The sequence below is a fragment of the Rhizobium cerradonense genome (assembly GCF_030182455.1).
Taxonomy (GTDB): domain Bacteria; phylum Pseudomonadota; class Alphaproteobacteria; order Rhizobiales; family Rhizobiaceae; genus Rhizobium.
The window spans coordinates 122,660-146,028 of record NZ_JAQJCK010000006.1; the positions used below are offsets into that span (position 1 = coordinate 122,660).

The window sequence follows — 23,369 nt, forward strand, 5'->3', positions numbered from 1 at the left end:
AAAAGCGACGGACGATGATCCCCCGTTTCCCGGCGCCGTCCGCGATGCGACAGGAAACGCCTTCCGATTTCGGCGCATTGCGCCGACCAACAAAGTGGCTATTGCGTACCCCGACCGGGGAAAATCCGGTCCTCGACCATTTTTGCGATACCGGACAGAAGCCCTTTCGGCGAAGGGCTGTAATGCGGCAGCGCAAGTCGTGTGATGTGGGCGTCTATGATCGCCGGCTTGCCGAGTGCGAGCGCCTCGTCGAAGGCTCTTTCGAACTCGTCGATCGTCTCCACCCTGTATCCCTCAGCACCGCAGGCCCTGGCATAGGCGACATAGTCCGGATTGCCGAATTCGACCAAACCCGATTCCGCATAGGCTTCGAGCTGATAGAGCTTGATGAGCTTGAATTCGCCGTCGTTGAAAATGATCCAGATCACAGGGATGTCGTATTGAACGGCGGTCAGCAGCTCGAAGCCCGACAGCAGATAACATCCGTCGCCGCAGCCGACGATGACGGGACGATCGGGATTGGCGCATTTGGCGCCGAGCGCGCCATTGACATGTCCCGCCATCGGCCCGAATCCGCCAGGCTTGCGGAAGAGCTGTCCCGGCGAAAGTTCCAGATAGTAGCCGAGCCAGGCAAGGTGTGCGCCCGCGTCTGCAAGCACGATGGCATTCTTCGGCAGGCGCTTGGAGACGGCTTGGGCAAGCTGTCCGGGATGGATGTCATCCAGGAGATGCACGATGCGCTCCGCGTCATAGTCGCGCCCTTCGGTGGGTCTCGATGGCATAGCTGCAGCCTTCGGCCATATTTCTCCGTTGAGTGCCGCAACCGCACGTTTTGCATCGCCGATGATGGCGGCATCGGCCTTGTAGACCTTGTCTATCTCGCCGCTATCGATGTTGATGTGGATGAGCGTCTTGCCGATCAGCAGATCATCGCGAAAATTGAAGGTGGCATGCTGCGCGAAGGAATTGCCCACCGCGAGGATCACATCGGCCTCAAGGAAAGCCTTCCAGGCTGCGCTGTGGCCGCTATCGCAGAACACGCCGACAGAGAGCGGATGACGCTCGGAAATGATGCCTTTTCCATCGAGCGTCGTCGCGAAGGGGATCTGGTAGCGCACAAGAAGTTCCGTCAACTCCGGCCCGGCGCCACTGCGAACGGCACCGAAGCCGATCAATGCCAATATCTTCCTATCCTTGGCAATAGCATCCGCCAGAAGCTCGGCCACCTCGCTTACCCGCTTGGAATCCGGAACCACCGGACGCCGCTGGAGATTGATATCGCGGTAGTTGTCAACGGAGACGCCATGATGCGTCAGGTTTTCCGGGACATGGATGTGAACCGGGCCGGGTCGGCCCTCGAAGGCTAGGTTGACGGCCTCTTCGACGACATCGCAGGTCTTGGCGGCATCTGTCAGCAGAAACGACTTTTTCGTGGTGGCTGCAAACATCGCCTGGGAATCCGGAGTGCGACTGACACCCGAGGTTTCATTCAATGCGCCCTTTCCCTTCCAGTCGAGGGAGGCATAGCCGGAAACGGCCAGGACCGGATAGGAATCCGACATGGCAACGGCCAGTCCGGAAAACAGATTGAAGGCGCCTGGCCCCGCGGTCGCAAAGCAAAAGCCCAAATGATCCGAATGCATGGCATATCCACAGGCCATGAACGAAGCTGCCTGTTCGTGCCGGGCGATGATGGGCTTGATTGAGGAATGTTTGAGGGCAAGCATCAGACCGGCGGCATTTTCGCCCGCTCCGCCGAAAGCGGCGCCGACCCCTACTCCCTCAAGTGCCTTCACGATCGCTTCGTAGACTCTCATCGAGAATGCCCTCCAAACGCACAGATAAACCGGCGCGTCCAATTCCCAACTACATTGTCAATGCGGAAAGACACTGCTCCTGCATTTCAAGTCCAGAATATTCGGAAGTACCTATTAAGAGCCAAACCCGCTTGGTGAGACCCGTCGCGTTCCGCGCGTGAAATCCAAGCAACCGAAGCTGAAATATGCTGTCGAACGAAACTGCCATCAGGCGGAATGTTGGCGCATTCCCTTATCGTTGCGGCCATCTTTGCGCATTTTGAAATAAACTTCAACCTCAGATTACCGCAAGGAAATAGTCCTGAATGGTTGTCCCCGTTTTCCCGGTCATAACAATACGTAACGCAAATTCCTAAAGCAATTTATGATCGTATATCTATTCTCCCATGCCTTCTAAAGTCGCGCATTGAAGGCCGCGCGCATCTGCGGCGGGACATTGAGCAATGCGAGAGCCGCGGCAAGCTCGTCGCTCCAGCCGGCCGGCAAGGTCGATGGCTGCGCGAAATCATCGGTCCCGCTGAGAAAGTGCTGAACGGCGTGAAAGCCGAGTGCGCGATAGACCTCGAACTGCTCCTCGCTGAAAAATTGATCCAGCGTCGTCTCGTGCGGAAACGTCGGGTTCCGCCTCTTATAGTCCATGACGTAGTCGTTCTCATCGCCGGTCAGCGATGATTTGATGTAGAGCAATATGCCCTTTTCATCCTCACCATATTCTATGATTCCGACGGCCGCATGGGGTCCTCTGAATTTTGCCGGCTCACCCCTGTTCGAGGCCATCTCCCTCGTCACTTCCAGGCTTCTCCTCTGGATATCCTGCCAAGGAAGCTCGATGCGAATGCCGAGGTCGATACGCGCCATGACCTGGAGCTTCACGAAGGCTTCAAACGTCATGCTCGGATCGGCTTCCGCGTCGACGGCCAGAATGACCTTACAGCGGCGGCGCAGCAATTCGTATATGCCGAGATTTTCAATATGACCGCCGTCGGTCAGATAGACGTTCAGCTTCTTCTCGTCCAAACGGCCGGCGGTCTCATTGGCAAAATACCATGTGCCGAAATTCGACCACCACCGGTTCCACCAGCGGCGCAACGCGTCGAGCTTTGCCGGATTGGCCAGCCAATAGCCGAGGCGGACGTTCAGCAAGGAAAGGCTGAAGGTCAATATTCTGACGGTGTGGTTTCCCATATTCGCCGACGCCGCCGCACCGGACGTCGCCATCGCCGTCGCAAGGCTGAGCGATGGAACGGCATCCTCCATCTCCTTAGTCGCCACATAGCGCGTTGCCTGGCTACCGATATGCAACGGGCTAAAGATGAAATTGTCGGCGTTGCGACCGCGCTTGTTGAGGGCCTTCGACCCGATCAAATTGATCGTCGTATTGACGAGAAGATAGGGCGAATAGGCCGCGCCCTGGTTCCAATGATCCCTCTTGGCATCGAACGGCTTCAACGACGAGAATTTCCACCGGTCGACATCAACCGACGGCTTGTTGCTTCCAAGACGCACACGCTCAAACAGGAAGGCCCGGCTGAGACGATCCCTGTAGAGCTGGTTGAGCGAGTTGGAATTGGGACCAATGAACAGGCAGACAAAGGCGAGCACCAAGGCGGCCCATAAATAAAGGAAGCCGACCATGCCGAGCCGTCCGCTCCCGGGAATGTAGTTCATGATGCCGACAAATACACCCGAGAGCCATGAGGAAGCGACAGGAGCCGACGGAGAAACCGTGGCCGGACCGACTTCAGGTGCAATCGCCCAGTAGCAGAGATAAAGATACGAGACCCACAACAGCAACGGCACAACGAGTGCCGCCAGATAGAGGGCCATGCGGCTCGCATATTTTTGCAGCGTTGCCGTCCAGGTCGCCTCTCCAAGCGTCGACCTTGCGATGTTTGCCAGCTTCTGTGCGGCACCGATCAGCACCACGGCTACGGGAAGCAAAGCATTAGCAAGTGCAGGCACAACGTGGACAATTGCCTGAAGGGCACTCTTTATACTCCCGTCCTCCAAGCCAGCGATGTCCACCTTGCCGTTCTTGGCATACGCAAACATGCCGCTGAGGATGAGTGGCTGCAGTTCGATGAGAAAGGCGCCGGCAATCGCCACCACGAGCCAGCCGAGAATCCACGCAAGTCGCTCTCGCGTCATCAGCCGGCTGGTCTGAAATGTCACGGAGGTTGCGATCGCGCTGACGAACATCAGGAAGAGGACGACGGCGGTAACATTGATCGTCAATGTAAAGGCTTCCAGGCCCTTGATGGTGATGAAAGGAAGCCAGCCGCCGCTCAGTGGAAAGCCGAAAATATCCGGCTGCCCCAAATCAGTGGAATGGGGATTGCAGGCGACGGTGAACACGGCAAGGAGAAGCAGGGCAGGCAGGACGATCAGCGCGTTTACCAGCAATCCACGCATCAGGAGCGCTACGCTCGTCAAATAATCGATGGTTCCGTTCGGAACGAGGAAATTCGAATAGTTCCGCAGATGTTGGATTTCCGGCGTCTCCTGGGAATCGAGCTTGCTGGCGAAGGGAAACGTGTAGGGCTCCTGCATCATACCCGAGACGATGGATGTACCGATGTAGCAGCCGCCAGAAACCGTGGAGAAATAATCGAAGGCGTCGAAGACCCGTGGCTCGCCATCATGCGTGATTGCATCCAGCGCCTGCGAGACCCCCAAGCAAAAGGCGGCCGAGCGGATGCCGCCACCGGAAAAAGAAAGCCCGGTCAGGTTGCTGCCCGTCTCCATTCGGACCGTGCCGCGTTTGCCAGTCTCCGCATGATCCTGCGACAGTTTCGCCGGATGACGAGGGATGTGGAACCTCGCCCTCTCCGCGCCTTCCGTTGGGGGATGGCGCTCAGCCTGTTTTTCTTCCACGCCGCCATTTTGAAGTGACTGGCGCCGGAAGTTGATGACATCCAGCTCGCGTTTGAAGATCGCTTCGAAATCCAGGGTCATGCGTCCCACCAATCGCCAAGAATGGTTGTCGTTCAAATGCGCGCTGCAACTGTAGCAGAAATGTTTCGCGACATATGAAGCATTTTACCTGTCTGGAACGGGTGCAATGCCCGGCCACTCCCGGGCGCAAACAAAATATGACTTAAAAGGTCTTGTTTTTGATGCAGCGAAGAGGCTATACCGCCGGCATTTGCGCCCGGCCTGTAAGGCTACAGAACAATCAGGACCTTTCTTGTGACCCTATTGAAATCACTTCTCACCGTTTCCGGTCTCTGCGCCGTGCTTGGCCTTACCGCAGCCCCGGCATTCGCCACATCGAAATATCCGCTGACCATCGAAAACTGCGGCAGGCAGGTTACCTTCCAAAAGGCGCCGGAGCGGGCGATCGGCCTTGGCCAGAACAGCGCGGAAATCATGCTGCTATTGGGCCTTCAGGATAAGATGGTCGGTACCGCTTTCTGGCCGAGCAAGGTCTTGCCGCAGCTTGCCGAAGCCAATTCCAAAGTAAAACTGCTGACAGTCGAATTCCCAACCTTCGAATCGATCCTGGCGGAAAATCCCGATTTCGTGGCGGCTGCCTTGCCGAGCCTGATCGGACCGAGCAGCAAGGTCGCCAAGCGCGAAGACTTCGACAAGGTCGGCATCCCGACCTATCTCTCACCCAGCACCTGCCTCAGCACCAAGGATGCCAAGGACGCATACGGCAGCCGCGCTCAGCTCTGGAACACGGACCTTCTCTTCAAGGAAATCGACGAGCTTTCGCAAATCTTCGACGTCGCCGATCGTGGCCAGGCCCTGATTGCCGATTTCAAGGCGCGTGAGGCCGCACTTCGCTCCAGCGTTTCGAAGGACGGCAAGAACCTCTCCTATGTCTTTTGGTTCTCGAGCCCCAGCCCGTCGGCCGACGCCTATCTCGGCGGCAAGAATGGCGCCTCCGGCTTTATCGCCGACCTGCTCGGCGGGCACAATGCCATCACCGCGGAAGCGGAATGGCCGACACTCGGATGGGAAAGCATCATCGCGGCCAATCCGGATGTCATCGTCGTCGCCAATCTCGACCGCAACCGTTGGGAACTCGACAAGTCCGAAGCTAAGATCAAGTTCCTGACCACTGATCCAGCCGTAAGCCAAATCGCGGCGGTCAAGAACAAGGCGATAGTGATCATGGACGGCCAGGCCATGAATCCGACCGTCCGGACGGTTTATGGCGCCGAACAGGTGGCGGAGCAGTTGAAGGCGCTTGGTCTTCTGAAGTGACCGAAACGCGTCGCTCTCTTCAGCAGTTTTTTGCCTTCGGCATTCTGCTGCTGATTTCATTTGCCGTCATCGGTCTCGTCGTCGGCATCAGCGTCGGGATTGGCGATCTGCCGATCCCGCTCGCCACGACCTTTTCCGCCGTTACCAATCGCATGGGATGGACGGCGGTGGAACTCAATAAGATCCATGAGGCTGTGATCTGGGACTATCGCCTCAGCCGGGCGCTGGTGGCCGTCTTCTGCGGCGCCGGCCTCGCACTCTCAGGAGCGATCATGCAATCGCTGCTGCGCAATCCGCTTGCCGAACCCTACGTTCTCGGCATCTCGGCCGGCGCATCGACAGGCGCCGTTGCGATTGTCATCCTCGGCGTCGGCGCCGGCGCGGTTTCCCTGTCCGCCGGGGCTTTTGCCGGCGCCTTCGCGGCCTTCCTCTTGGTCGCATTGCTATCGAACGGCACGCGCGGCGGGGCGGACCGCACCATCCTCGCCGGTGTTGCCGCATCGCAACTCTTCAATGCCGCGACCTCCTATATCGTCACGACGTCGGGCAATGCCCAGCAAGCCCGCGATGTGATGTTCTGGCTGCTCGGCAGTTTCGGCGGCGTGCGGTGGCCGGAATTTACGCTGGTTTCGATCGTCGTCGGTATCGGGCTCGTTGCCTGTCTGTTTTATGCCCGCGTATTGGACGCCTTCGCCTTCGGCGACGAGGCGGCCGCCTCGCTCGGCGTCAATGTCGCGAGAGCGCGGATCGCGCTATTCGTTCTGACGGCAATGATGACGGCGACGATCGTCAGCATAGTTGGCTCGATCGGCTTCTTCGGCCTCGTTGTGCCGCACGCGGCGCGCTTTCTCGTCGGGCCGCTGCATATCCGTCTTCTCCCGACCTGCGCCGTGGCGGGCGCGATCTTCATGGTGCTCGCCGACATTGCGTCGCGTGTCCTCGTTCCGCATCAGGTCCTGCCGATCGGCGTTGTCACGGCGCTGGTTGGCGTGCCCATCTTCTCGATCATTCTCTACCGGTTCCAGCGTGCGTCATGACTATTAAGGCAGATAACGTCGTCTGGAGAATCGGTAAGAAGACCGTTCTCGACGGCGTTTCATTTGAGGCACAGCCAGGCAAGATGCTCGGGCTGCTCGGACCCAATGGCTCCGGCAAGACCTCGCTTCTGCGTCTTCTCGCCGGTCTGAAGCGGCCACACTCCGGTCGCATCACGCTCGACCAGAAGGACATCGCGACGATCGGCCGACGCTCGATCGCTCGGCGCGTCGCCTTCGTCGAACAGCACGCCACGACCAATGCCAATCTGCGGGTTATCGACGTCGTAAAGCTCGGCCGTTTTCCGCACCTGCCCATGTTTTCGGGCTGGACTGCGGCCGACGAAAAAGCCGTCGAAGGCGCGCTCGAACGCGCCGGTATGACGGAGAAGCGCAATGATCGCTGGCAAAGCCTGTCGGGGGGCGAAAAACAGCGCACGCATCTGGCGAGAGCCCTGGCGCAGTCACCGAAGGAACTCATCCTCGACGAACCCACCAATCATCTCGACATCCAATATCAAATCAGCCTGATGCGGCTTGTCTGCACTCTTCCGGTTACCAGCATCATCGCTTTGCATGATCTGAACCATGCGGCCATGTTCTGCGACCAATTGATCATCATGCAGCAAGGTAGGGTCGTCGCTTCCGGTGCGCCGGAGGTCGTGTTGACCGAGGACCTTCTGAGAGACGTCTTTTCCGTCGAAGCCCGCGTAGAGACGTCGCCTCATCACTTACGACCGCATATCCACTATCTTCGGTGAGGATTGCTTCCGCGCGCATCCGGATCGGCTGGTCTCCGTCGTGCAGATGCGGGCGGTGGGTCTCTCAAGAATTCTCCGGCCGCGCTTCGTTATCGCCACAAAATCTCCCTTGGTGGCGTGACCTCAAGGCATAGCGGCGTACACGATAATCGCGGTAGAGATTGCCGGACCATCAATCGGAAACTGTAACATCCAGCCTATCGCCGATGTTGCCATCGCCATAAATACTGACGTTGATCCAAATATTGCCCTGAACGATCATGCTCGCAGCCGATGGCGAGATGGAACCGCTGGCAAGCATCGCTTCAAGCGTTTCACGGTTACGCTTGTCGGCGAAAAACGTGTCCGCTTCGTCTCCACGATCGCGGCCACCATAGACATAGAAGTTTGCTCGGTCTTGGCGGATGATCTGCCACGGTTCCCTCAGGCGAGCGCCACCGGAATTGTAAAGGTCGTCGCGGCCGATATAAGCGCGGTATGTTTCGATCAGATGATCCGATTTCGCGCGCGTAATCGTCGATTGAGCCGACGCCGGCGGAACAAAAACACCGGCAGCGATGAGTGCGATGAAAAGCGCCTTCATAAAGATCCTTTCAAACTAGAAGTGGCAGCTCATAACCTCCATACGACCGGCGCGTTAATAATGGATGACAATTTGAGGGCTGTAGTCCTCCTCGGTGGGAGCGAAGATCGTCTCGCCCAGTTGACGGAGTGAAGCATTAAACTCTTCGCGCAGCGCCTCGTATTCGACCGTAAATTGCTCCGAAAGCGGGAATGATATGTCGTCTGCCGTCAGCCGCTGGAAATCTCCGCCCAATCTGGTGATCGCCAAGCACAACTGCTCGACCTTCCTTTCGGCGCGCTGCTGGGTTGCCGCGCGTGCCGCCTCGGTTCTTACTACTGGATGCAGCCGCTTCAGAAGACGCACTCGCCAGCTAATTCTGCCTAGTCACCGCATAGCTTCGTCATATACTGAAGCGATGGGGGAATCAGACGGGCTGGAGGAACCTTGTCATCGAATTCGTCAACGCTTGCGCCGCTTAAGCACGAGACCTTTCGCAGGATCTGGGTCGCGAGCCTTGCGTCGAATTTCGGCGGGCTGGTCCAAGCCGTCGGCGCCGCCTGGATGATGACGACCATCACTTCATCGGAAGACATGGTGGCGCTGGTCCAAACCTCGACCGCATTGCCGATCATGCTGTTTTCGCTGGTTTCCGGCGCCCTTGCCGACAATTTCGACCGCCGCCGCGTGATGCTGACAGCGCAGTGCCTGATGCTGACCGTTTCCGTAATCCTGACTTTATGTGCCCTGCTTGGCTGGATCACCCCCTGGCTGCTTCTGCTCTTTACCTTCCTGATCGGTTGCGGAACGGCGCTCAACAATCCGTCCTGGCAGGCGTCGGTCGGAGACATGGTGCCCCGTGAGGATCTGCCGAATGCCGTGACGCTGAACAGCATGGGCTTCAACATGACCCGAAGCGTCGGCCCAGCGATTGGTGGCATCATCGTTGCGGCTGCCGGCGCTGCCGCCGCCTTTGCCGTCAATGCCGTCAGCTATTTTCCGCTCATCTACGCGCTGATGCGCTGGAAGCCCGCTCTCCCCACATCGACGCTGCCGCGCGAAAATCTGGGCAGCGCGATCTTTGCGGGGCTCCGTTACATCTCGATGTCGCCGAATCTCGAAAAAGTGCTTGTCCGCGGCTTCATCTTCGGTGTCGGAGCAAGCTCCGTGCTCGCCCTTCTACCGATCGTCGCGATCGATCTGGTTTCCGGGGGACCGCTTACCTACGGCTTCATGCTGGGGTCCTTCGGCATCGGAGCGATCGGCGGTGGCGCGCTCAATGCCCGGCTTCGCGAGGCGCTGAGCAGCGAGACGATCATCCGTTATGCCTTCGCCGGATTTGCGGGCAGCATGGCGCTGACAGCGTCGAGCCCCTTCGTAATCCCTACCTGCACCGGTCTGCTCGTTTCCGGCGCCTGCTGGGTGCTGGCACTTTCGCTGTTCAATACGATCGTCCAACTATCAACACCGCGCTGGGTCGTCGGCCGCGCCCTGTCGCTTTATCAGACAGTGACATTTGGCGGCATTGCTGGCGGCAGTTGGCTCTGGGGTATTGCAGCCGATCGATATGGTGTCTCGAATGCGCTTTACGGCTCGGCCGCGGTCATGCTGGTCGGCATTGCCATCGGTCTGCGTTTCTCCATGCCGGCCTTTGCCTCGCTAAATCTTGATCCGTTGAATCGCTTCATCGAACCTTCCCTTGGCCTGGACATCAAACCGCGCAGTGGCCCCATCGTCATCCTTGTCGATTATCAGATCAGCGACGACGACCTGCCGGAATTTCTGACATTGATGGCCGAGCGGCGGCGGATTCGTATCCGCGACGGGGCCAGAAACTGGGCCCTGATGCGCGATCTGGAAAAACCCGGCATCTGGACGGAAACCTACCACACACCGACTTGGGTCGAATATATCCGCCACAACCAGCGGCGCACGCAGGCAGATGCGGAAAATACCGATCGGCTGCGGGCTCTCCACGGCGGCAACGACCCGCCGCATGTGCATCGCATGATCGAGCGCCAGGCCATTCCACCCTCGGACGACGTCTTCCACAAGACGCCGATCGACCTACATCATTGAAGGCGACATCCCTGCTCTATCGCTATGACGCTGAGGCAAAACTCGCTGGTCTTGCTGTGAGCATCGATGGCATAATCGCCGCCGCCCAAAAACGGCGGAAAATGGAGCGAGAGGGAAGACATGGTGGACTGGCGAACCGATGAAATGCCGGAGGACGGAACCGTCATCTACCGGCGCATAATCCAACCATACCGCTTTTTACCTTATAAGCCGAACAGCGATGAGGCCAAGCGCGGCAAGAGGGGCCGATGGCAGGTCATGGACGAGGCCGGTGGTTGGGACAATTGCGGCGAACCGCTGGGTACCGAATGGACCGCCGAGAACCCCTTCAAGACTGCCGAAGGTTAGGCATTTGCGCCACAACCACAAAAAATCCCTCCACCGGGCACCGGCAGAGGGAAATCAGGTCATAGTGCTCGTCCGGGCATTACCCGGAACTGCACTTTGCGGTGCCGAACCGACGCGTGTCATTTAAGTATTTTAATCGCTTACTGGATCGCCGTTCGGGCGAGCAAGGGCAATCAGCGATGAAAGGTGATTACCATGAGCCGTGTTTTCGTTACAGGATCCACCGATGGTCTCGGCTTGGCGGCGGCGCGTGCCCTCATGGACGACGGTCATGAAGTCGTATTGCATGCGCGCTCAAGTGACAGAGCTTCGGCTGTCGCCCACTTGAAATCCAGGGCTTTGGCAGTCGTCATCGGCGATCTCAGCAACGATGCGGGGACGCGGTCCATCGCGGATCAGGTCAACGAGATCGGACGTATGAACGCCGTCATCCACAATGCCGGCATCTACCTCGAGAGAAGCCGCGGAGAGACGGCCGAAGGCCATGCGAAAATCTTGGCGGTCAATACGCTCGCGCCTTACCTACTCACGGCCCTGATCGAACGACCCGATCGCTTGATCTACCTCAGCAGCGGCATGCATCAGAGCGGCGGCGGGTCCATCGATGATATCGACTGGAAACAACGCTCATGGAATACAAGCCAGGCCTATTCGGAAAGCAAGCTACATGTCGCCACGCTCGCAGCCGCCGTTGCACGCCACTGGCCGGAGGTCCTCAGCAATGCGGTAGACCCCGGCTGGGTACCGACGAAGATGGGCGGGGCCGGAGCGCCCGATGATCTTCAGATGGGCCATCAGACCCAGACCTGGCTCGCGACCAGCGACGATGAAGCCGCCAAGATCAGCGGCGCCTATTGGTACCATCGCCAACGACGCCAGCCCGCCGCAGAGGTCACGGACTCGGCGTATCAGGACAGGCTCATGGACAAGCTGGCGGATATGACCGGGGTAAGGCTGTTCAAGGCGTAGCGCATGAATCCCGGAAAAAGGCGCCTCGATGACCGAGGCGAACTTTCTCAGGATGAGAGAGACTGGCCGGTGTATAAAAGGAACGCGCCGAGGCTCAACTGACCGTCACGCTTGGCCATATCATTCTCCTTCTCAAAGGCTACTTAACCAAACTTCAGTGCAGCCCAAAGGCGTTCAACAGTTGTTCGCGAAACCTGACGAAGCGCGCCTCGCTGCGGTTCCGCGGCCGCGGAAGGTCGATCTCGATCTCGCGGGTGCGGCCACCCTTTTCCTTGGAGAGGATGAGGACCCGGTCAGCGAGGTACACCGCCTCCTCAAGATCGTGCGTGACGAGGATCATCGTCACCTTTTCCTCCCGCCAGATGCGAGCCAGCTCTTCCTGCATGGTGATCTTGGTCATGGCATCGAGCGCGCCGAACGGCTCGTCGAGCAGCAGGATTTCAGGCTTCACGGCGAGCGCCCTGGCAATACCGACGCGTTGAGCCATGCCACCCGAAAGCTGCGACGGCAGGGCGTCGGCGAATTCGCCGAGGCCGACGAGCTGGACATAGTGGCGTGCACGCGCACGCGCCTCAGCCTTCTTAAGACCTTGATTTTCGAGCGGGAAAGCGACGTTGTCGAGCACTGTGAGCCAGGGCAGAAGCCTTGGCTCCTGAAAGATCACGGCGCGATCTGTGCCGACGCCGTGAACGGGCTGGCCATCGATCAGCACATCGCCTCTATCCGCATTCTCGAGCCCGGCAAGAACCCTGAGCAGGGTCGTCTTGCCCGAACCCGAAGCGCCCACGATCGCCAGGCTTTCGCCGGCGCGAATGTGGTTGCTGACCCCCTGCAGCACATTAAGATGGCGGCCGTTGATCGAGTAGGATTTGGAGAGGTTCTTGATCGTCACCTCTCCGCGCAAGGTTAGTTCAGCGACAGCCATCGGCCCGCTCCTCAGTTACCGGCGACGGCGAAGGTCGCCGGATCGTAGAGAATGTCTTCCGCCTTGAGCTGGCCAGGCTTCAGAACGCCGCCGCGAGCGAGAATGTCGATCCAGAATTGCAGGTCGCGCGGCACGGCCTTGCCGCCTTCGCGCACGCCATAACCTGTGAAATATTGCGCAATATCCGCATTCTCGCCGCGCGAGGCCAAGACCTTGGCGATTACTGCCTTGGTCTCTTCAGGGTGAAGACGCGCGTATTCGAGCGCGGCCTGCGACTTCTCAACGAAGATCTTGGCCGCTTGCGGGTGTTGCTTGATCCAATCGCGGCGCAGCACCGTAAAGCCGCCGGCGATTTCACCGAGCACGTCCGTGTCGCCAAAGATCTTCTGAAGACCACCGTTTTTCAGCGCAACGCCTTCATAGGTCTTCTGCCAGTAGCCGAAGGCTGTCACATCGACCTGCTTGGAGCGCAGAACCTGTTCGAGCTGGGGACCCGGAACGACGACGAGCTTGGCCGCATTTTCCGGCAGGCCGACAGAATGCAGCGCTTCGCGCACGGTATAATCGAGATGGGCGCCAAGCGTATTGACGGCGATCGTCTTGCCGGCCAGATCCTTGATCGATTTGATCGGGCTGCCGTCAAGCGAATAGAAGATGCTCTCGGTTACCTTGTCGATGCCATTCGAGGGATAGGCTGCGACGAAATCGTTGCCGCCGGCGATCGAGTTCAGCACCGCGGCGGTCGCAGCACCGCCGACCTCAACGTTGCCCGACGCCAGCGCGAAGAGGGAGGCCGGACCGCCCTGGGCATAACCGACATCCTTTACCGTCACGCCGGTGCCCTTGAAATAACCGAGCGCATCGGCAAGCTCATGAGCGGCAAGACCGCCCTGGCTTGCGAGGTAGCGGATGGTGACCTGATCTGTCTCGGCAGCGAAGGTAGCACTTGCCGGGACGGCCATAAGCATGCCGGCTGCGACTGCGGCGATACCGAAAGAACGACGCGAAATCTGCATGTGAACTCCATAGATCGGATGAGATGGAAAATGGTGGCGCGTTTCAGGCTTCAGTCTCGGGGATTGGACCAACGGCAGAGCCGAGCCTGCAATGCCTCGAGGAGGAAATTCGCCGACAGCCCGAGAAGTGCGAGCAATAGAATCGCCGCGAACATCAGCGGGATCTGGAAATTGTACTGGGCATTCATCACCTGAAATCCGACACCGGAATTGGCGCCGATCATTTCCGCGGCGATGAGCAGCAGAAGCGAGGTCGTGGCACTCAGCCGCAACCCAACAAAGATCTGCGGCAGGGAAGCCGGCAGGACGACGCGGCGAAACACGGTAAGCGGCTTGGCACCGTAGACACGCGCCATTTCCACCAGCTTTGGGTCCACCTGCTTGACGCCCCCAATCGTGGCGAGAAGTGTCGGGAACAGCGTCGCCCAAAAGATCACGAAGATTTTCGATGCCTCGCCAAGGCCAAGCAACAGGATGAACACGGGATAGAGCGCCAGTGCGGAGGTCTGTCGAAACAATTGCAGGATCGGATCAAGGCTGCGCTCGATAGTTCGGACCTGCCCCATGAACAGCCCGAGCGGGATGCCGACGCCGACTGCTGCGCCAAATGCAATACCGGCGCGCTGGAGGCTGATGGCGATGTCGCCCAGCAGCGGGCCGCCGCTGATGCCGTTCCAGAGCGCTCGCAGGATCGCATCCGGCGGCGGCAAAACCGCTGGATTGCTCCAGCCAAGCGACGGAGAAATCTGCCAGAGAGCAACAAAAACAATGATCAGGCCATAGCGCGAGATGAAACCGCGCAACAGCGCCCCTGCTTCCCGTACCAGCCTGCTCTGCGAGAAATATGGTGCGCGATAGCTCTCAAAAATAGCCTGTTGTTCAGTTTCAAGCGCCATGAGCTTTTCCCCTATCCTGTCTCGGTTATTCGGCGGCTTCTGTGTAGGCGATCGCCCAACGAGTCTGCGGGAAAGGCAGGCCCAGATTTTCGCGGAGGGTCTTGCCTTCATATGCAGTGCGGAACAGACCGCGGCGCTGCAGCTCGGGAATGACGAGTTCCACGAAATCATTGAGACCCGTGGGCAGCCATGGCGGCAGGATGTTGAAGCCATCCGCGCCTTCGTTTTCGAACCATTCCTGCAGAGTATCCGCGACCTGAACCGCAGAGCCGACGATGGTGAAGTGGCCACGCGCGGAAGCGATCCACTGGTAAAGCTGCCGGATGGAGAAATTGTTTTCGTCCGCAATGCGGCGGATCAGTTCCTGGCGGCTTTTCATGCCCTCTGTCGGCGGCGCCGGAGGCAGCGGGCCATCGAGATCGGCGCCCCGAAGATCCAGCTCGCCGCCGCTCAGCGCATTAATCAACGCCAGCCCATCCTCTTCGATGATCAGGCTTGTGAGCTGCTCGTATTTTTCGCGCGCCTCTGACTCCGTGCGGCCGATAAAGGGTGAGACGCCCGGCATGACGAGCACATGCGAGGGGTCGCGACCAAAGCTGCGCGCACGCGTCTTGATATCGCGATAGAATTCCTGAGCGGTCTCAAGCTTCTGGTGTGCCGTAAAGATAACTTCCGCGCTGGCTGCTGCGAGTCCGCGCCCGTCTTCCGACTGTCCGGCCTGCACGATGACGGGATGCCCCTGGGGCGAACGCGGGACATTCAATGGCCCTTCGACCTTGAAATGCTCGCCGCGGTGATCGGTGCGGTGCACCTTATTGATGTCAAAATAAACGCCGCTTGCGCTATCGCGAATGAAGGCGTCGTCGTCAAAGCTTTCCCAAAGCTTCTTGACGACCTCGACATGTTCGGCCGCCCGCTTGTAGCGGGCCGCATGGGGCGGCTGCCGGTCGAGACTGAAATTCTTCGCGGCGGCTTCCGTGGCGGTGGTGACAACGTTCCAACCGGCGCGGCCACCGGAGATCAAATCGAGTGAGGCGAACTTGCGCGCAACGGAGTAAGGCTCTTCATAGGTTGTGGATGAGGTGGCGATAAAGCCGATGTTCTTCGTAAACGGCGCCAGCGCCGAAAACAGCGTGACCGGCTCGAAACCGACTACCCTCGCATTTCCGCCCTCAATGCCGGCGCCGAAGGCGATCGCAAGGCCGTCTGCCAGGAAATAGGCATCAAAGAGGCCGCGTTCGGCTGCCTGCGCGAGTTCGATGTGGAACTTGAGATTGACCGCCCCGTCGACCGGCTGGTCCGGATGGCGCCAGGACGCGATATGCTGGCCGCCGCCGGGAAGAAATGCACCAAGCTTGATCTGTCTCGTCATGAGTTCCTCTCCGCATTTTGAGTTTTAGCCGGGCCAAAAGCCGTATGTTAAGTATTGCGGTATAATCGATGGATTTAATAGGCTATCTGTTTTGCAGCCATCGGTCTGATGGAGAAAGTTTTTCCAGAAGCTGGAGAAATAGGGAATTTGTCACCCACCGATGAGGCAGCCGACTATGCCAGTCGGTCATGGCAACATACATGCCTTAGGTCGCGCTAAATAACTTCTCGCCACGTCTGCGCGCTCGCGTCTTGGCTTTCATAATTGGCCGACTATATCATCCTGTTACAGGATCGTTTGCCTTGCGGAGTTTGTTTTGGCTGTTGCGTTTACAAAAGAGGAAAGTGCGGAAACGGCGGCGGAGACGCAGCTTCCCGACCGCGCTATCTCGCCCTATCAAAACCTCGTCACCGAAGCAGGATTGAGGGCGCTCAACGCCGCGCTGCAGGAGGCCCGCGAACAGTACGAAGCCGCAAGCGCTGTCGAGGATGTAAACGAGCGGCGGCGCCAAACGGCAGTACCACTTCGCGATCTGCGGTATTTCAACGAGCGGGTTCGCACTGCTGAGGTGATAGCGGCCCCAACATCCAACGAGACCGTCGCTTTCGGCAGCACTGTCACCTTCAGCCGCGATGACGGGCGCGTGCAGACCTATCGCATCGTCGGGGAAGACGAAGCCGAGCCCAAACAAGGGACGATCTCTTATGTTTCACCGGTCGCCCGGTCCCTGATGGGAAAATCTGTCGGCGACCCAGTCATGGTCGGCGACCATGAACTGGAGATCGTATCGATCGCCTGAGGGTATCCTTTGCGGGAGCACCGCAATAGCCCGGTGCTCCCGCCTCAGGCCGCTTAACCCGCGTGCTTCTCTGGCATAGCCGAGGAGTGATGCGAGGAGATCAGCCACTTCCCGTTCTTGAATTCGTAGGTGAATGTATAGCGCGCCGGTACCTTGGCCCCGCCCTTCAAGGTAAAGGTGTAGATGCCGGTATCAAGCGCGTCGTTGCAGCCGATTTTGATCGTACGGCTGTTGATCTTCCCCTGCGGGTGCTTCTTCAGGAAGTCCACGAAGTACTCCTTGCGCTCCTGCTGCGTCAGCCGCGGCTTATTCGACAGGGTCGGCAGGAGGACGGCGTCCGGCGCATAGTTTTCGACGACCTTTTCAGGATCCAGCGTCGCCAGCGAGGCGTTCCAGCGATCAAACAACTGTTCCACCTGGGGTTTGGTGATCGGCGCGCATTCTTCGGCAAGGGCCGGCGTCGCCATAAGAGCAATCACGGAAGCGGCAAGCAGATATTTTTTCATTTCAATCTCCCTCAAATGATTTGTCTTTTCCGGCGATATTCACGCCGACTATCCAGAGATGCTTTGCCGCCCGCCGCGTCGCGTCTGCCGCATGGCCAAAGTCGCATATGCCGAATTGCCCATGACGGATGGCATGCGATCCAAGGCACGTCGAAGTTTAAACAACAAGAATTCGTGGAAGGCGCAGGTTACGATAGCATATCATCACCCATTCGCGAATTGCGCGCCTCTATCGCGATGCAAGCTTTGCCGGGGCAAACAGTCCCGTGTCCTCCGCACGTTGCCTGCCGCGCTCTTCTCAGCCGGCGCCGCAGGCCGCGTGATAGTCCGCGAGGCTTCTCGTCACCCGCCAAATCAAAACCTCTTCCGGATCGAGCGGCGCTTCAGCAAATTGCTGAGCGGCCGGCATGTGCTGCCAGAACAGCGGAATGGGTACTGCCCGCCCCCGCAGCGCGTCATAAAGACGTTCGACTGCAGACTGGGCGTCCGTTGACGTCCAGTAATATCGGATCCGGTCGGAAAGCGAGTAGTGCCTCAGCCATCGCTTCTCCCCTTCCGTTCCGTGGTAATGACGGTTCCAATTGTCCGGGTGCGCTGACATCAAGGCTTCCATCGCCGCATGGAGCGGGCGCTCACCGTAGCCCGGCACGAGATCGGAGGCGATCAAATCCAGTCCGTAAAGGGCTTCGCGCAATACAAATGTCAGTTCAGGACCAACCTTCAGAATAGGAAAGCCATCCTCTACCAGCGCACCGAGCGACCGCGTACCCTGGTAGTCGGTCGAATGCGCTTCGAACACGAATTGCGGCTCGTCGGTCAGAACCTGTTGGAGGGTTTCGATCTTGCTGCGATCATAAAGTATTACATTGTGGTTCCCGAACTCGACACCCGGCTGGACGACCAAGCCGATGGCGCGTGCAAATGCTTCCTGCAGACCCGCCTTTTCAAAGACTTGACGATGCACATCGATCGTCTGCCTGGCGGCAGACGCCGCGGTCGGCTCGATGGCGGTAAGGGCATGATCCGCACCGCCGGGCGGCGGAACTTCGGTGCCGAGGATATAGACGGGCATCGCGCCGCCGTTGCGCCTCGCCGAGGCTTCGGCGACCGCCGCAAGACGCGCCGCGCGATGCGCCGTGGTTTCGTCGTCAAGCGCCTGGGGTTCGCCCAAGCAGCCCATCGACGCATCAAGGTGAATCTTGCGAAATCCGGCCTCAACATATGCGGCGACCATTTTCTCCGCTTCGGCCATGGCCTCTTCGGCCGGGCGGTCTCGCCACGGATTCGGACCGAGATGGTCACCACCGAGCACCACGAGATGACCGGGGCAACCCTCTTCTTTTGCGAGCTTCTCAACAAGCGCGGCAAAATCCTTGGGCGTCATTCCGGTATAGCCGCCTCGGTGATTGACCTGATTGCACGTGGCCTCGATCAAGACGGTACTGGCATGCTGGCGTCCATGGCGAAGTGCCGCACGCAACACGACGGGATGGGCGGAACATACGGATGTGATCCCCCTCGGACGGCCTGCGATCCTCAGTGCGGCCAATTCGCTAAGATGGATCTGCATCAGGAACGCCTTTCCGTTGCGGAGATGAATGCATCGAGTTCTTCACGAGTGCCGGCTCCTTCCATCGGGCCGCGCACGGTCACGTTTCGCGCGCCAGCCGCCGTAGCATAAGTGAGAGCGTCTTGCGCCGGCATGCCGAGCCGGCGGCAGGTGAGATAAGCGCCACCGAAACAATCTCCAGCACCCGTAGGATCGATCTCTTCGACGGCGAAAGCCGGTATATCGATGCGCTCTCCTTTTCCGTTGAAATAGGTCGCGCCGGCAGCTCCGCGCTTCAGTACGATTTCCTTCACACCAAGTTCGAGCAGGCGTCGGACCGCATTGTCTTCGCCTTCCACGCCGGCTGCTCGTTCCAGTTCCTCGCCGGAAGGCAGAAGCAGATCAGCAGCCGCAACGAGCTTCGCAAATCGACGCTCGGTATCTTCGTCGAGCCTCAGTTCTTTCCGAATGTTCGGATCGACCGACAGTGTGCCGCCGCGGGACTTGATGACGTCGACCGCCTTGTCGATGACCTCTCGGGCGCTCGGCATGGAGAGTGCGGAACCCATGACGTGCAGATGTCCGCTGCGATTGATGAGATCGCTGACGTGCCGGGTCCAGCCGAAGCGCGCGGCGGCGGATTTTGCGATGTTGTAAACGAAATCTCGCGATCCGTCCTTGCGGTAACGGACGAAGGCGCTGCCCGTAGGGTATTCGGGATCGATCGATATGGCCGAGACATCGACGCCGTCGCGCTTGAGCCGATCGGTATTCACCCGCCCGAAATCGTCGTCGCCGACGGCGCCGACCATGGCCGCGCGACCTCCGAGGCGCCCGCACTGTGATATGAAGATTGCCGGCGCGCCGCTGGCGAACGGTCCGATTAGGGGCTGCGCATCGCGGAATCCATCGCCGACCGTCGTGGCCACGATCTCCACAAGGATTTCTCCTACGCACACGGTAGGACCCAGTTCGTCGGGAGCCAGTATTGAAGCCATTGCAATCCTGCTTTCGATAGCTGTTGTCATTACCAAGCCGCAATTAGCCCAATCTCGAGAGACGCCGCAGTCTCTTGAGGGATTCGACCAATAGCCGTTCATTTGCCAGCATTCCTTTCAGATGGGTTCTTGCCAAGCGCTCGACCAACTCTTCTCCTTTCGGAGTGAGGCCGATGAGCACGCTTCGCTTGTCTTCTTCCGAGGGAATGCGGACGGCGAACCCTGCCGTCGCGAGCCTGTCCACGAGCTGCACCGCGCCGTGGTGCTGCAGGAGCATTTGATCGGCAAGTTCACGCACCATGATCTGACTTCCAGGCGCGACCTTGATCACCAACAGCGCCTGATATTGCTGTGATGTCACTCCCGCCTCGGAAACCGCGGCTTCGCTGAAAGAAAGAAATAGCCGCATGGCGAGCCTGACGCCCGCAAGGCCTTCGTAGATACCCGGATCCAGGGGCTGGGTCTCAAGTTCGTTTTTGTGTGACCGACCGGACCGCTTTCCCGAGGGCATGCACATTTTTCCTTTATTTATATCATGACATGATATATTTTCATGACGTCCGCTTTGGGAGGACGTTCGCGGGCGCGCCACACTGAGCGCTTAGGCTAGGTCCATATGCGCCGCGTGCCACCACACGCAGCGCTCGCGAACCTTATCCCAAAACTTCGTGACTGAAAGGGGCATCGCTTGGACGATCTCAATGTCAATATCGATGGATCAATCGTATTGGATCGCGACGTACGGTTCTTTGGGTCTATCGCCGGCACGGTAACGGTTCCCGCCGGCCGACGGTTCGAACTCCATGGAAGCATCGGGCACGATCTCATTGTTGAGAAGGGTGCGTTCGTGATCATTCGCGGAACGATCCACGGCAAGCTGATCAACAAGGGGGGAGATGTCGTGTTGAGCGGATCTGCAGGGCATATCCAAGATCTGGATCCCGCCAGGCCAATCCAGAAGGAAGCCTGATTCCGCTTTCGGTTCCTGAATCTCGGATAATCGAGGCTGCGGAATCTTTGGCGGATATTTGCAATCACTCGTCAGCAACGGCACACTGCAAAGAGGATCTATGTGACCGTTTATCTCTGGGCGCTCTATCGGCCGCACATTGAACCCAAAAAGGGCTTCGGCGACTTAGGATATCTCATTCGGTGGCTGGAGAAACAGAAGCTTCCCGGAGAGGCGCCTTCAGATTGGGTGGTGATGCTGCTCAAAATCGCCGAAAACGATGGCCGATCTGTTTATGTCCACGACAAGGGAGGCCCGGACGAGTGGACGCTGACACTCAACCGTGTTGACGCTCTGCCAAGATGCTGAGCAGAGCAGAAGCGGGAATTATGCTGTCGAGATTACGAATGGATCAATCCAGCCCGTTTCGCAGCTTATCTCCGATAAGCTGCCGGGATGGCATGAATTCGTTTTGGAGCGCTTTGGCGGTGGTTTCGGTTCTGGCCATCTCGGCGCATGCACAAGCGCTGCGGCCAAATCCTGCACCGAATCGCTTGAACGATTGCACCGACGTGGTGGAAGACGTCCTGTCGAAGACAAGGGGTCGGCTGCTATCGTTTCGCCAAGGCGACGAAAAATGCACTGTGATCATTCTCTTGCAAAAGGATGGCGAGCGTCCGGAGAAGATCATCCTGCATATCGATCGCAGTCAGGCATCCGCAGACGCTGAATAATGTTTCGGTTCCGCGCTGTGCCATCGGCAGTGTCTTTTTACCGGCCAGAAATTTCCAAGGAAGAGCCGAGCGCACTGCAGCGCCTTGCGCTCGGCTCGCGCTCATTTTCCAGGCAACGCCTCGATCGCGTCGAACACGCGGGCCGTATAGGTGAGCGCAGCGCCTGCGTTGAGCGCGATGGCCACTCCCAACGCTTCGGCGATCTCGCCCTTTGAAGCCCCGAGTTCGACCGCCTTCTTCGTGTGAACGGCGATGCACCCATCGCAGCGCGTCGTGACCGCAACTGCCAGAGCGATGATCTCGTGCATCTTCGGCTCCAGTATAGCAGTCTTGTTGCTGCTGCCTTCGATCACATGCAAACCGTTTAAGACGTCCGGGCTCAGCTTGGCGAACTCGCCGACACGGCCGATCAAGGCGTCACGGTAGGCATTCCAATCCTGCATATTGCTCATTTCGGCTCCTCACTGGCGGCCGGCGGTGACGCCGCCATCGACGGGAAGGACCGTCCCGGTGATCCACGACGCCTGCTCGGAAGCGAGGAACAGAATAGCTTCGGCCACATCGCGCGGCTGACCATTGCGGCCGAGCGGATGGAACGAGTTGAAGGTAGGCAGAACCTGCTTGACCTGATCGTCCGACAGGAAAGTGTTGTACACGGGCGTCTCGACGACGGCCGGCGCGACGGCGTTGATGCGGATGTTGTAGGGAGCAAGCTCGATAGCGAGGTTGCGGACCATGGCGTGCACGCCGGCGTTAGCGGCGGAATAAGCGGCCGACGGGGTCGCCCCGATCGCCTGGATGGCCCACATGGAGCCGGTCTGCACGATAGCGCCGCCCTTCTCCTTCATCGCCTTGGCGGCGGCTTGGGCGGTAAAGAACTTACCCTTGAGGATAGTATCCAGATACCAGTCGTAGTCCGCTTCCGTCAGATCGAGGAATGGCGTCGGGTTAAAGACGCCGGCATTGTTGACGAGAACGTCGAGCTTGCCGAAACGTGAAACGGCGGCGTCAACGAGTGCCGCTCCGGTTTCGGGCAAGGCGATGTCGCCTGCGGAGACGACGACTTTAGTGCCGCTTGGATCGATTTCTCGCGCCGCGGCTTCAAGCTTACCGAGATCGCGCCCGTTGAGGGCCACTCTCGCGCCTTCCCCGATAAAACGAGCTGCCGCTTCCTTGCCGATGCCGGACCCACCGCCGGTAATGGCGACGACTTTATCTTTAAATCTCATTGCCTATCTCCAATTTGCCTATCTAACGTTAGATAGATATGAGGCATATAGTTGTTGCGTCTCCCATGCGCAAGCCCTATCTAACACTAGATAGAGAGGACGTGCGTAATGAACGATACAGCAAGTGCAATCCTGGACGCGGCCGAAGAAAGGATTCGCAGTGCAGGGTATAGTGGTTTCAGCTTCCGCGATGTCGCCGCCGACGTCGGCGTGAAGGCTTCCTCCGTGCATTACCATTTCCCGGCTAAGGAGAAGCTGGCTGCAGCGGTCGCTCGCCGCTACACGGATCGCTTTCTGGAAGCGGTGGAGAATGAGTTGGCTCAGGGCACGGACGTCGTCCAAGCTTGGCGGCAGGTTTTCCGTGCAGCCTTGCACCGCGACGGCAGAATGTGCCTCTGCGGTGCCTTGGCGGTGACGTCATACGATCTGGCGGACGAGGTCAGGGAGGAAGTGAAAAGATTCTTTGTCCTCGGAATCGAGAAGCTGATGAAAGACGGCCTAACCAGAGACACCGCCGTGCAGGTTCTCGCCACCCTTGAGGGCGCTATGCTTGCGGCTAACATCCTCGACGACCAGTCCATATTCGAGAGCGGCAGCGCCGCCCTCGCGTAGTT

The 23,369-nt window shown here is 58.8% G+C and carries 24 protein-coding genes and 1 pseudogene; 11 read left to right on the forward strand and 14 right to left on the reverse strand.

Annotated features, from left to right (window positions below):
* Window positions 1-98 precede the first annotated feature (98 nt).
* Together PH547_RS15800 and PH547_RS15805 are read right to left on the reverse strand one after the other, a co-directional pair.
* Window positions 99-1,817, reverse strand: a complete 1,719-nt coding sequence (locus PH547_RS15800) for a thiamine pyrophosphate-binding protein (protein WP_285168793.1) — start codon at window positions 1,815-1,817, stop codon at window positions 99-101.
* Between the two features lie 393 nt (window positions 1,818-2,210).
* Window positions 2,211-4,772: a patatin-like phospholipase family protein gene (locus PH547_RS15805; RefSeq protein ID WP_285168794.1), complete on the reverse strand. Its 2,562-nt coding sequence runs from the start codon at window positions 4,770-4,772 to the stop codon at window positions 2,211-2,213.
* Window positions 4,773-5,006: 234 nt separating this feature from the next.
* On the opposite strand from PH547_RS15805, the gene PH547_RS15810 reads away from it, so the two are divergent.
* Genes PH547_RS15810 through PH547_RS15820 form a run of 3 tightly spaced genes read left to right on the forward strand, consistent with a single transcriptional unit; the run spans window position 5,007 to window position 7,824 of the window.
* Window positions 5,007-6,029: an ABC transporter substrate-binding protein gene (locus tag PH547_RS15810; protein WP_260304751.1), complete on the forward strand. Its 1,023-nt coding sequence runs from the start codon at window positions 5,007-5,009 to the stop codon at window positions 6,027-6,029.
* Window positions 6,026-7,066 (forward strand): FecCD family ABC transporter permease, encoded by a 1,041-nt coding sequence (locus PH547_RS15815; RefSeq protein WP_285168795.1) that lies wholly within the window; start codon window positions 6,026-6,028, stop codon window positions 7,064-7,066. The genes PH547_RS15810 and PH547_RS15815 overlap by 4 nt, the downstream gene beginning before the upstream one ends.
* A complete protein-coding gene (locus PH547_RS15820) occupies window positions 7,063-7,824 on the forward strand; it encodes an ABC transporter ATP-binding protein (RefSeq protein ID WP_285168796.1) in 762 nt (253 codons plus the stop codon). The genes PH547_RS15815 and PH547_RS15820 overlap by 4 nt, the downstream gene beginning before the upstream one ends.
* Before the next feature lie 172 nt (window positions 7,825-7,996).
* Here the strand turns inward: PH547_RS15820 and PH547_RS15825 are convergent, their stop codons facing one another.
* Complete coding sequence (locus PH547_RS15825) at window positions 7,997-8,407, reverse strand: hypothetical protein (protein WP_285168797.1); 411 nt, start codon at window positions 8,405-8,407, stop codon at window positions 7,997-7,999.
* 78 nt (window positions 8,408-8,485) lie between these two features.
* Window positions 8,486-8,716: pseudogene (locus PH547_RS15830) on the reverse strand (methyl-accepting chemotaxis protein); the annotation flags it as partial.
* A gap of 117 nt (window positions 8,717-8,833) precedes the next feature.
* On the opposite strand from PH547_RS15830, the gene PH547_RS15835 reads away from it, so the two are divergent.
* The 3 genes from PH547_RS15835 (at window position 8,834) to PH547_RS15845 (ending at window position 11,782) form a co-directional block, all read left to right on the forward strand.
* On the forward strand, window positions 8,834-10,465 hold the full coding sequence (locus PH547_RS15835; protein WP_285168798.1) for an MFS transporter: 1,632 nt from the start codon (window positions 8,834-8,836) through the stop codon (window positions 10,463-10,465).
* Between the two features lie 120 nt (window positions 10,466-10,585).
* Window positions 10,586-10,813, forward strand: coding sequence for a hypothetical protein (locus tag PH547_RS15840; protein ID WP_104826199.1), 228 nt, complete (start codon window positions 10,586-10,588; stop codon window positions 10,811-10,813).
* Window positions 10,814-11,008: 195 nt separating this feature from the next.
* Window positions 11,009-11,782 (forward strand): SDR family NAD(P)-dependent oxidoreductase, encoded by a 774-nt coding sequence (locus PH547_RS15845; protein WP_285168799.1) that lies wholly within the window; start codon window positions 11,009-11,011, stop codon window positions 11,780-11,782.
* Window positions 11,783-11,936: 154 nt separating this feature from the next.
* On the opposite strand, the gene PH547_RS15850 is transcribed toward PH547_RS15845, so the two are convergent.
* Genes PH547_RS15850 through PH547_RS15865 form a run of 4 tightly spaced genes read right to left on the reverse strand, consistent with a single transcriptional unit; the run spans window position 11,937 to window position 15,991 of the window.
* Window positions 11,937-12,707, reverse strand: a complete 771-nt coding sequence (locus PH547_RS15850) for an ABC transporter ATP-binding protein (RefSeq protein ID WP_260304745.1) — start codon at window positions 12,705-12,707, stop codon at window positions 11,937-11,939.
* A gap of 11 nt (window positions 12,708-12,718) precedes the next feature.
* A complete protein-coding gene (locus tag PH547_RS15855) occupies window positions 12,719-13,723 on the reverse strand; it encodes an ABC transporter substrate-binding protein (RefSeq protein ID WP_483315547.1) in 1,005 nt (334 codons plus the stop codon).
* Between the two features lie 50 nt (window positions 13,724-13,773).
* Complete coding sequence (locus tag PH547_RS15860; protein WP_285168800.1) at window positions 13,774-14,619, reverse strand: ABC transporter permease; 846 nt, start codon at window positions 14,617-14,619, stop codon at window positions 13,774-13,776.
* A gap of 25 nt (window positions 14,620-14,644) precedes the next feature.
* Complete coding sequence (locus PH547_RS15865; protein WP_285168801.1) at window positions 14,645-15,991, reverse strand: LLM class flavin-dependent oxidoreductase; 1,347 nt, start codon at window positions 15,989-15,991, stop codon at window positions 14,645-14,647.
* 316 nt (window positions 15,992-16,307) lie between these two features.
* Between PH547_RS15865 and greA the strand changes: the two genes are divergently transcribed.
* On the forward strand, window positions 16,308-16,790 hold the full coding sequence (greA, locus tag PH547_RS15870) for a transcription elongation factor GreA (protein ID WP_260304742.1): 483 nt from the start codon (window positions 16,308-16,310) through the stop codon (window positions 16,788-16,790).
* Between the two features lie 53 nt (window positions 16,791-16,843).
* Here the strand turns inward: greA and PH547_RS15875 are convergent, their stop codons facing one another.
* From PH547_RS15875 to PH547_RS15890, 4 genes are all read right to left on the reverse strand, one after another.
* Window positions 16,844-17,257, reverse strand: coding sequence for an SgcJ/EcaC family oxidoreductase (locus PH547_RS15875; protein ID WP_483315548.1), 414 nt, complete (start codon window positions 17,255-17,257; stop codon window positions 16,844-16,846).
* A gap of 337 nt (window positions 17,258-17,594) precedes the next feature.
* On the reverse strand, window positions 17,595-18,866 hold the full coding sequence (locus tag PH547_RS15880; protein ID WP_285168802.1) for a D-tagatose-bisphosphate aldolase, class II, non-catalytic subunit: 1,272 nt from the start codon (window positions 18,864-18,866) through the stop codon (window positions 17,595-17,597).
* Window positions 18,866-19,843 carry a tagatose kinase gene (locus tag PH547_RS15885; RefSeq protein WP_285168803.1) on the reverse strand — a complete coding sequence of 326 codons (978 nt, stop codon included), beginning with the start codon at window positions 19,841-19,843 and terminating at the stop codon, window positions 18,866-18,868. Before PH547_RS15885 ends, PH547_RS15880 begins: the two co-directional genes overlap by 1 nt.
* Before the next feature lie 43 nt (window positions 19,844-19,886).
* Complete coding sequence (locus PH547_RS15890; protein WP_260304738.1) at window positions 19,887-20,354, reverse strand: MarR family winged helix-turn-helix transcriptional regulator; 468 nt, start codon at window positions 20,352-20,354, stop codon at window positions 19,887-19,889.
* 177 nt (window positions 20,355-20,531) lie between these two features.
* On the opposite strand from PH547_RS15890, the gene PH547_RS15895 reads away from it, so the two are divergent.
* From PH547_RS15895 to PH547_RS15905, 3 genes are all read left to right on the forward strand, one after another.
* A complete protein-coding gene (locus tag PH547_RS15895; RefSeq protein ID WP_104826189.1) occupies window positions 20,532-20,813 on the forward strand; it encodes a hypothetical protein in 282 nt (93 codons plus the stop codon).
* Between the two features lie 102 nt (window positions 20,814-20,915).
* Complete coding sequence (locus PH547_RS15900) at window positions 20,916-21,161, forward strand: DUF1654 domain-containing protein (RefSeq protein WP_260304737.1); 246 nt, start codon at window positions 20,916-20,918, stop codon at window positions 21,159-21,161.
* Complete coding sequence (locus tag PH547_RS15905) at window positions 21,155-21,526, forward strand: hypothetical protein (RefSeq protein ID WP_285168804.1); 372 nt, start codon at window positions 21,155-21,157, stop codon at window positions 21,524-21,526. The genes PH547_RS15900 and PH547_RS15905 overlap by 7 nt, the downstream gene beginning before the upstream one ends.
* 101 nt (window positions 21,527-21,627) lie before the next feature.
* Here PH547_RS15905 and PH547_RS15910 read toward each other — a convergent pair whose 3' ends face one another.
* Together PH547_RS15910 and PH547_RS15915 are read right to left on the reverse strand one after the other, a co-directional pair.
* Window positions 21,628-21,978, reverse strand: coding sequence for a carboxymuconolactone decarboxylase family protein (locus PH547_RS15910; RefSeq protein WP_350223735.1), 351 nt, complete (start codon window positions 21,976-21,978; stop codon window positions 21,628-21,630).
* Between the two features lie 9 nt (window positions 21,979-21,987).
* Entirely contained in the window at window positions 21,988-22,755 is a 768-nt protein-coding gene (locus tag PH547_RS15915) for an SDR family NAD(P)-dependent oxidoreductase (protein WP_260304736.1), read from the reverse strand.
* 108 nt (window positions 22,756-22,863) lie between these two features.
* Between PH547_RS15915 and PH547_RS15920 the strand changes: the two genes are divergently transcribed.
* A complete protein-coding gene (locus PH547_RS15920) occupies window positions 22,864-23,367 on the forward strand; it encodes a TetR/AcrR family transcriptional regulator (RefSeq protein ID WP_285168805.1) in 504 nt (167 codons plus the stop codon).
* Window positions 23,368-23,369 lie beyond the last annotated feature (2 nt).

Coding starts and splice junctions, on each gene's coding strand:
- PH547_RS15800 (WP_285168793.1), bottom strand. CDS start 1,817: ATGAGAGTCTACGAAGCGATCGTGAAGGCACTTGAGGGAGTAGGGGTC.
- PH547_RS15805 (WP_285168794.1), bottom strand. CDS start 4,772: ATGACCCTGGATTTCGAAGCGATCTTCAAACGCGAGCTGGATGTCATC.
- PH547_RS15820 (WP_285168796.1), top strand. CDS start 7,063: ATGACTATTAAGGCAGATAACGTCGTCTGGAGAATCGGTAAGAAGACC.
- PH547_RS15825 (WP_285168797.1), bottom strand. CDS start 8,407: ATGAAGGCGCTTTTCATCGCACTCATCGCTGCCGGTGTTTTTGTTCCG.
- PH547_RS15840 (WP_104826199.1), top strand. CDS start 10,586: ATGGTGGACTGGCGAACCGATGAAATGCCGGAGGACGGAACCGTCATC.
- PH547_RS15845 (WP_285168799.1), top strand. CDS start 11,009: ATGAGCCGTGTTTTCGTTACAGGATCCACCGATGGTCTCGGCTTGGCG.
- PH547_RS15850 (WP_260304745.1), bottom strand. CDS start 12,707: ATGGCTGTCGCTGAACTAACCTTGCGCGGAGAGGTGACGATCAAGAAC.
- PH547_RS15855 (WP_483315547.1), bottom strand. CDS start 13,723: ATGCAGATTTCGCGTCGTTCTTTCGGTATCGCCGCAGTCGCAGCCGGC.
- PH547_RS15860 (WP_285168800.1), bottom strand. CDS start 14,619: ATGGCGCTTGAAACTGAACAACAGGCTATTTTTGAGAGCTATCGCGCA.
- PH547_RS15865 (WP_285168801.1), bottom strand. CDS start 15,991: ATGACGAGACAGATCAAGCTTGGTGCATTTCTTCCCGGCGGCGGCCAG.
- PH547_RS15875 (WP_483315548.1), bottom strand. CDS start 17,257: ATGGCGACGCCGGCCCTTGCCGAAGAATGCGCGCCGATCACCAAACCC.
- PH547_RS15880 (WP_285168802.1), bottom strand. CDS start 18,866: ATGCAGATCCATCTTAGCGAATTGGCCGCACTGAGGATCGCAGGCCGT.
- PH547_RS15885 (WP_285168803.1), bottom strand. CDS start 19,843: ATGGCTTCAATACTGGCTCCCGACGAACTGGGTCCTACCGTGTGCGTA.
- PH547_RS15890 (WP_260304738.1), bottom strand. CDS start 20,354: ATGCCCTCGGGAAAGCGGTCCGGTCGGTCACACAAAAACGAACTTGAG.
- PH547_RS15905 (WP_285168804.1), top strand. CDS start 21,155: ATGCTGAGCAGAGCAGAAGCGGGAATTATGCTGTCGAGATTACGAATG.
- PH547_RS15910 (WP_350223735.1), bottom strand. CDS start 21,978: ATGAGCAATATGCAGGATTGGAATGCCTACCGTGACGCCTTGATCGGC.
- PH547_RS15915 (WP_260304736.1), bottom strand. CDS start 22,755: ATGAGATTTAAAGATAAAGTCGTCGCCATTACCGGCGGTGGGTCCGGC.
- PH547_RS15920 (WP_285168805.1), top strand. CDS start 22,864: ATGAACGATACAGCAAGTGCAATCCTGGACGCGGCCGAAGAAAGGATT.